We start from the raw sequence: 6,723 nt of genomic DNA, 5'->3' as shown, positions 1-6,723 counted from the left end.
GCCGCAGACATCTGCAGGAGATGCGGAAGAATGGACATGTAAATGCGGAACCACTACAGCAGGAAAATTCTGTCCTGAATGTGGGAACCCTAAGCCCGATAAAACAGAAGAATGGACGTGCAAATGCGGAATCACTACAGCAGGAAAATTCTGTCCTCAATGCGGAAGTCCAAGGCCTGAAAAAGCTGCTGGGTGGACATGTGAATGCGGGGCAGTAAACAAAGGAAAGTTCTGTACGGAATGCGGAGCAAAGAAACCGGCGGAGGCATCTTTATATAAGTGTGACAAGTGTGGATGGGAACCTGAAAATCCGCAAAAGCCTCCTAAATTCTGTCCTCAATGCGGAGATATATTTGATGATAATGATGTAAGATAGGAGAGTTATAGTTATGGAGTATGAATGTCCTGCCTGCGGAGGATCACTTACATTTGATTCTAAAAGCCAGAAAATTAAATGTCCTTTTTGTGACAGTGAATATGAAATTTCGCAGTTTGAAGAAAATGACGGTATGAACTGGGAAGTACGGCCCGGAAGCCAATGGGATGAAGGGGAAGAAAGCAGCATGGAAGTTTACAGCTGCAATTCGTGTGGAGGAGAAATTGTCTGTGAAGATACGACTGTATCAACAAGCTGTCCTTACTGCGGCAATCCTGTAGTTTTGAAAGGGAAGCTTTCGGGAATGCTGAAGCCGGATTATGTGATACCTTTTAAACTTGATAAAAACGCAGCCAAGGCAGCGCTGAGGAGACATGTAAGCAGTAAAAAACTGGTTCCGGCGCTTTTTAAGGATGAAAATCATATAGATGAGATAAAAGGTGTTTATATACCATTTTGGCTGTTCAATGCAAACGTTTCTGCAAATATGAATTACAGAGGTGAAAGGATCAGAAGCTGGAGTGACAGCAAGCATAATTATGTAGAACACAGTTATTATGATATTTACAGAGAGGGCAATGTTATATTTGATAATATTCCGGTTGACGGTTCTCTGAAGATGCCGAATGATTTGATGGAATCTATAGAGCCCTTTGATTTTAGTGAGGCTGTTGAATTTAAAAAATCGTATTTGGCAGGATATATGGCTGACAAATACGATATCGATGCCAAAGATAGTATAGATATAGCTAATAATCGGGTCAAAACCAGTACAGAAGATATTTTCCGGGATACTGTTGGCGGATACAGTTCTGTTATACCTCAGAGCAGTGTTGTAAATCTGCAGCATGGCAGCGCGCAGTATGCTTTATATCCGGTTTGGCTTCTGAATACAACATGGCAGGGAAATACATATACATTTGCGATGAATGGGCAGACAGGGAAGTTCATAGGAGATCTCCCTATGGATAAAAAGGCCTATTGGAAAAAATTCCGTATGATGGCAGGAATTTTCGCGGTTATCGGGACAGTGCTCGCTGCTGTTATTGATTATATGTTTGTATAGGAGGCAGCAGAAATGAGAAAACAAATATTGTTGATTGCAGTCAGTGTGTTTTTGATTATAGGATTTTTTACAGTGTCTGTAACGGCAGCTGAAGCAGGAAGCGGCAAAGTATTATGTTTGGATTCTGCTTATTGTGTAAAATCCGACGAAGACCTTGCTGCACTGAATGATAAGTTAAATGATATATCTGCAAGGCAGAATTGTGAAGTGGTAATATATACTACAAATACGTTTGATGGTAAGACGCCAACAGATTATGCCGATGATTATTATGATGCATCAGGATACGGATGGGGAAAAGACAAAAGCGGAATATTGTTTGTCATAAATCCTCAGAGCAGAGATTGGGCGATAAGCACATGTGGATTCGGCATAACGGCATTTACCGATGCGGGACAGGAATACATGGTTGAACAGATGTCCGGTGCGCTTTCGGAAAATGATTACTTGACTGCTTTTAATCAATACGCTGATCTGTGTGATGAGTTTATTACTCAGGCCCGTACCGGAGAACCTTATGACAATGGCAGTTTGCCTGGAGAAGAGAAAGATATAAATCTGGCTGTTGATATTATAATAGGATTGGTGATTGGCATTATTATAGCGTTTATAATTGTGGGAACAGATAAAGCTGCTCTTAAGACTGTAAGGAGGCAAGCTGATGCAAATAACTATATTCGTTCGGGAAGTCTTCGTCTTACGAGGCAGCATGATAATTTCCTATATAAAAATGTTGATGTAACCGAAAGAGAATCTTCCTCGGGAAGTAGTACACATACGAGTTCCTCAGGAGCAACGCATGGAGGATCTTCAGGAAAATTTTAAATATTGGCAGAGCGGATATTGATGGAGCGCTATCCGATATTATGGATTTCGAGTTTTAAGATTCTACGATTAAAACGGTATATACCCATTGAGAGGATAATCTTCTTGATGGGTTTTTACATAAGATCTGATATAGTATCTTGGGTTTGTCAATTGGGACAGAAGGAAAAGGGTGATACAATAGGAAAGCAGAGTATCAAAGGAAGAAAAGCTAATTGACATAAAAGCCGGAAAATTATGAAGCTATGAAAAAAATAATTATAGCTGGAAAGGGAATATGAAGTATGAATTTAAGTCAGTATTTAGAGTTCGTTAATGGCGGCAATACCGTTGTAGGAAATTCGGAGGAACATAAGTTTATGCATGAAGCCGCACAGGAGGCTATTAAGATTACAATGGAAATAAATACTTCCTATCATGAAACAGAAGAACTGAGAGAGCTGTTTTGTAAGCTGACCGGCAAAAGGGTAGATGACGGTTTTTCTTTGTTTCCGCCTTTCTATACGGATTTTGGGAAAAATATACATATAGGAAAGAATGTATTTATAAATGCAGGATGTAAGTTTCAGGATCAAGGTGGAATTTACATAGGAGATGGAAGTTTAATAGGACATAATGTTGTATTGGCAACTATTAACCATGATTTTTCTCCTGATAACAGAGCAACGATGCACCTTGCTCCCATCCACATAGGCAAAAATGTATGGATTGGTTCAAATGCAGTGGTTTTACCCGGTGTAACCATTGGTGACGGCGCTATTGTTGCAGCAGGAGCTGTAGTTTCTAAAGACATTGAGGAAAATCTCATTGTTGGAGGCGTGCCGGCGAAAAAAATAAAATCTTTATGATTAAGATAATTTATATCTGGAGGGATTATTTATGCCGGAAGCTTTAAAAAACAAGTTTTATAATAGTAATCATATTCACAGGTTAGCTGTCAGTGTAAAAAGTGTATATCCATCATTTCGGACTGTTGATTTTGTAGATGATGTCATGGACGAAGCGTGGGATGAAGCGGGTTTGAAAGCCCGCATGAGGAAAATCACTGTGAATCTGGGTAAATATCTGCCTTCTGATTATGAGCAGGCGATCAGTATCATTGACAAAGTAATTAATGAGTATCCTGAGGGTTTCAATGATTACGCCCTTATGTATTTTCCGGACTTTGTAGAAGTTTACGGACAGAGTGAGTGCTATTGGGATTTATCCATATCTGCATTGGAACGCTATACCAAGATTTCATCTTCGGAGTTTGCGGTGAGACCGTTTATTATAACATATGAGGATCGTATGATGCGTCAAATGTCTGTTTGGGCAGAGCATGATAATGATCATGTCCGCCGTCTTGCCAGTGAAGGATGCCGGCCGATGCTTCCTTGGGCGCAGGTATTGATCAGTTTTAAGAAAAATCCGCTGCCTGTTTTAGATATTTTAGAAAAACTGAAAGATGATCCATCACTGTATGTACGTAAAAGTGTCGCTAATAATCTTAATGATATCTCAAAGACACATCCTGAATTGATCATTCAGATTGCAAATAAGTGGTTTGGCAAAAGCCGTTATACTGACTGGATCATAAAGCATGGGTGTAGAACCTTGCTTAAAAAAGGGAATAAAGATGTTTTGAAGATTTTTGGTTTCGGAGATTGTGAATGTATTGATATTCATGAATTCGTATTGGGTGAGAAAGATGTTTATATTGGAAATGAGATGTCATTTTCATTCGTTATATCCTCTAAGGCAGACTCTGAGGTGCGCCTTGAATATGGTGTTGATTATATTAGAGCAAACGGCAGGCGAAGCCGAAAGGTATTTTGGATATCTGAGATATTTCTGAAATCAGGTGAAGAAAGATTTTATATGAAACGGCATTCGTTTGCAGATCGGAGCACGAGAAAACACTATCCGGGGACACATTCTGTTTCGCTTATTGTCAATGGCTCAGAATACAGGACTTTGGATTTTGATGTAAAATGTTCTGAGATAACATAGAGCAGATAAATGATAAAAAACTTTCCGTTACTTTTTTGCGGAAAAGTGAGATGGAATATTTCTTGAACAGGATGTTGTTTTAGTTTTGTGGGGAGAATGTAGGAACTGCAGAATACCCATGATGTATACGGGAGCAAAAAGGTTTAAAATCTTTGCCGCTCCTGTTTTTTGTTGCAGATTATGTTTTTTTATGTTTTTACATAAATGCCATTGACTATTTTTTAAAAAATGAGATAATTAAACTATAGTACAAATTGGACTACAGTTCAATTCGGAAATTGCAGGAGAGAAGAAAGGCGGGATGTTTTTATGGGAGCAGAAAGCGGCAAAAGAGCCGTGACTAAGCGGACTATCATGAAGGCAGCAAGAAAACTGTATGAAAAACAGGGTATAGAGAATACTGCTTTCAGTGATATCGCAGAGGAAGCAGGCGTTTCACGCAGCACTGTTTTCAATTATTTCGCCAGTACCAGCGATCTTCTTACCGCCTTGTGCGGACAGGAAGTGAATGACCTGCAGGAAGCGTACGATGAAAGCGGATGCTGTGGAAGAGAAGGTATCATGTGTATTTTTGACACTCTCCTTATGGATACAGCATGTTATCCTCAGCTGGTTACTCAGCTTATTTATACGGCAGTGATGAGCGGTGAGGAAAATAATCCGCTGAGGATGATCGAACAGCTCATCCGCAAAAATCTCCAGGGAAAAGAATCCTGCAAGGAAGAAAAAATAATTCTTCTTACAGGTGCTTATTATGGAATAGTCAATCATTATCATCTTCATGATATGGCTTTTGATGCTGACAAGATGAAGAAAGAAATGAGAAATATGATCGACATGATTTTGGGATGAAGGGAATACTGAGAGAAAACAATATGGGTTACGGGATACTGACATGATCCGAAGGGAGGAAACTAATATGGCAGTTAAAGTGATCACTTATGATGTCGGAACGACAGGATTAAAAGTTTGTTTGTTCGATATTTCCGCAGAAGAGAGTGTGAAGTATTTAGCAGGAGAGACAGAGCATTATGCTCTTCATGTATTGGAAAACGGAGGCGTAGAGCAGGATCCGGATGATTGGTGGAGCGCTATGGCCGAAGGTACGAAGAAGCTCCTTGAAAAAAGTGGTACTGCAAAAGAGGAAATAAAAGGAATTTCATTTTGTTCTCAGTTTCAAACTGTAGTTATGGTGGATGAAGAAGGGAACCCTTTGCGCAGAGCTATGAGCTGTATGGACAGCAGAGCTGATAAACAGTTTAAAGATTGTATGAGCACCGGTATAAAAGTGGAAGGTCTGGATATAATCAAGGTTCTGAAATACATGAGGACTACCGGGGCAGTATCAGGAAGTGCCAAAGATCCTGCATGGAAATATCTCTGGGTGAAAGAAAATGAGCCCGAGATTTTTGAAAAGACATATAAATGGCTGGATGCAAAAGAATATCTTATATGTAAGGCTACCGGAAATATGAAAGCAAGCAGAGATGATGCCTGCGGTACCTTCCTATATGATGTACATAAAAATTGTTGGAGTGAGAAACTCTGCAAAATGCTTAAGATCGATATGAAACATCTGCCTGAAGTATGTGCTTCTACTGATGAAGTTGGCAAAATGCTTCCGCATGCTGCGGCAGAGCTGGGCCTTGCCGAAGGTACTCCTGTATTCTCAGGCGGAAGCGATGTCAGCCTATGTTCCGTAGGAGCCGGATGTGTAGAGGTGGGAGATGTTCTCATATATTCAGGCACGTCGGGATGGGTGGCTACTACAGTAGACAAATTGCACCTTGATCTTGGCAACCTCATCGGAGCGCTTATAGGAGTTGATCCTACTACATATAACTATATCGCTGAAGTAGAGACTTCCGGGAAGTGTATGGAATGGGTGAAAGACCGTATGGATCAGATGGGTATGGACTATGATGAAATGATAGAGTATATCAAAGATACTCCTGCAGGCAGCAACGGTGTTGTTTTCTCGCCTTGGATGCACGGAAACAGATGTCCTTTTGATGATGCCAACTCAAGAGGAATGTTTTTCAATCTTGATATTACAACAAGAGGCAGCGATCTGATGAAGTCAGTTATAGAAGGTGTATGTATGCACATGCGCTGGCTGCTTGAATGTACGGAGAAATCATTTGAGACAAATCCTGTTGTGAGATTTTCGGGTGGAAGTGCTATTGCACCGTATATATGCCAGGTGATGGCTGATGTTCTTGGAAGAGATGTTGAAACTATCGAAAGTCCTCGTCAGGTAGGGGCAATGGGAGCGGCAGCTTTGACGGCAGTAAGCCTTGGCATGTTGGATGATATCAAGGATATCAAAAAGATCATCAAGGTAGATACTACTTATAAACCAAACCTTGCAAATTATGAAGTTTATACGAAGATAATGCCTGTATTTAAGGAATTACATAAAAACAATAAAAAAGCATATGAAATATTGAATGGAGGTAAGTAA

General features: G+C 40.1%; 6 protein-coding genes and 1 pseudogene. All 7 read left to right on the top strand.

Annotated features, from left to right (window positions below; genetic code table 11):
• Positions 1-376: pseudogene (locus tag ACLR96_RS07710) on the top strand (SPFH domain-containing protein); the annotation flags it as partial.
• A 13-nt stretch (positions 377-389) separates the two neighbouring features.
• Complete coding sequence (locus tag ACLR96_RS07705) at positions 390-1,442, top strand: hypothetical protein (RefSeq protein WP_177268693.1); 1,053 nt, start codon at positions 390-392, stop codon at positions 1,440-1,442.
• Positions 1,443-1,454: 12 nt separating this feature from the next.
• Entirely contained in the window at positions 1,455-2,267 is an 813-nt protein-coding gene (locus ACLR96_RS07700; protein ID WP_177268695.1) for a TPM domain-containing protein, read from the top strand.
• A 284-nt stretch (positions 2,268-2,551) separates the two neighbouring features.
• Positions 2,552-3,115, top strand: a complete 564-nt coding sequence (locus ACLR96_RS07695; RefSeq protein WP_177268697.1) for a sugar O-acetyltransferase — start codon at positions 2,552-2,554, stop codon at positions 3,113-3,115.
• 31 nt (positions 3,116-3,146) lie between these two features.
• On the top strand, positions 3,147-4,259 hold the full coding sequence (locus tag ACLR96_RS07690) for a DNA alkylation repair protein (protein WP_177268699.1): 1,113 nt from the start codon (positions 3,147-3,149) through the stop codon (positions 4,257-4,259).
• Between the two features lie 309 nt (positions 4,260-4,568).
• On the top strand, positions 4,569-5,111 hold the full coding sequence (locus ACLR96_RS07685) for a TetR/AcrR family transcriptional regulator (RefSeq protein ID WP_177268701.1): 543 nt from the start codon (positions 4,569-4,571) through the stop codon (positions 5,109-5,111).
• A 67-nt stretch (positions 5,112-5,178) separates the two neighbouring features.
• On the top strand, positions 5,179-6,723 hold the full coding sequence (locus tag ACLR96_RS07680) for a xylulokinase (RefSeq protein WP_177268703.1): 1,545 nt from the start codon (positions 5,179-5,181) through the stop codon (positions 6,721-6,723).

This window comes from Lentihominibacter sp. (genome assembly GCF_046951855.1).
GTDB lineage: Bacteria > Bacillota > Clostridia > Peptostreptococcales > Anaerovoracaceae > Lentihominibacter > Lentihominibacter hominis.
The sequence above is the reverse complement of the archived record's forward strand: the minus strand, read 5'-3'. Positions and strand labels throughout refer to the sequence as shown.

Bases quoted from the DNA above. Each gene is read 5' to 3' on its own strand.
- ACLR96_RS07685 (WP_177268701.1), top strand. From the start codon at position 4,569: ATGGGAGCAGAAAGCGGCAAAAGAGCCGTGACTAAGCGGACTATCATG.
- ACLR96_RS07700 (WP_177268695.1), top strand. From the start codon at position 1,455: ATGAGAAAACAAATATTGTTGATTGCAGTCAGTGTGTTTTTGATTATA.
- ACLR96_RS07680 (WP_177268703.1), top strand. From the start codon at position 5,179: ATGGCAGTTAAAGTGATCACTTATGATGTCGGAACGACAGGATTAAAA.
- ACLR96_RS07695 (WP_177268697.1), top strand. From the start codon at position 2,552: ATGAATTTAAGTCAGTATTTAGAGTTCGTTAATGGCGGCAATACCGTT.
- ACLR96_RS07690 (WP_177268699.1), top strand. From the start codon at position 3,147: ATGCCGGAAGCTTTAAAAAACAAGTTTTATAATAGTAATCATATTCAC.
- ACLR96_RS07705 (WP_177268693.1), top strand. From the start codon at position 390: ATGGAGTATGAATGTCCTGCCTGCGGAGGATCACTTACATTTGATTCT.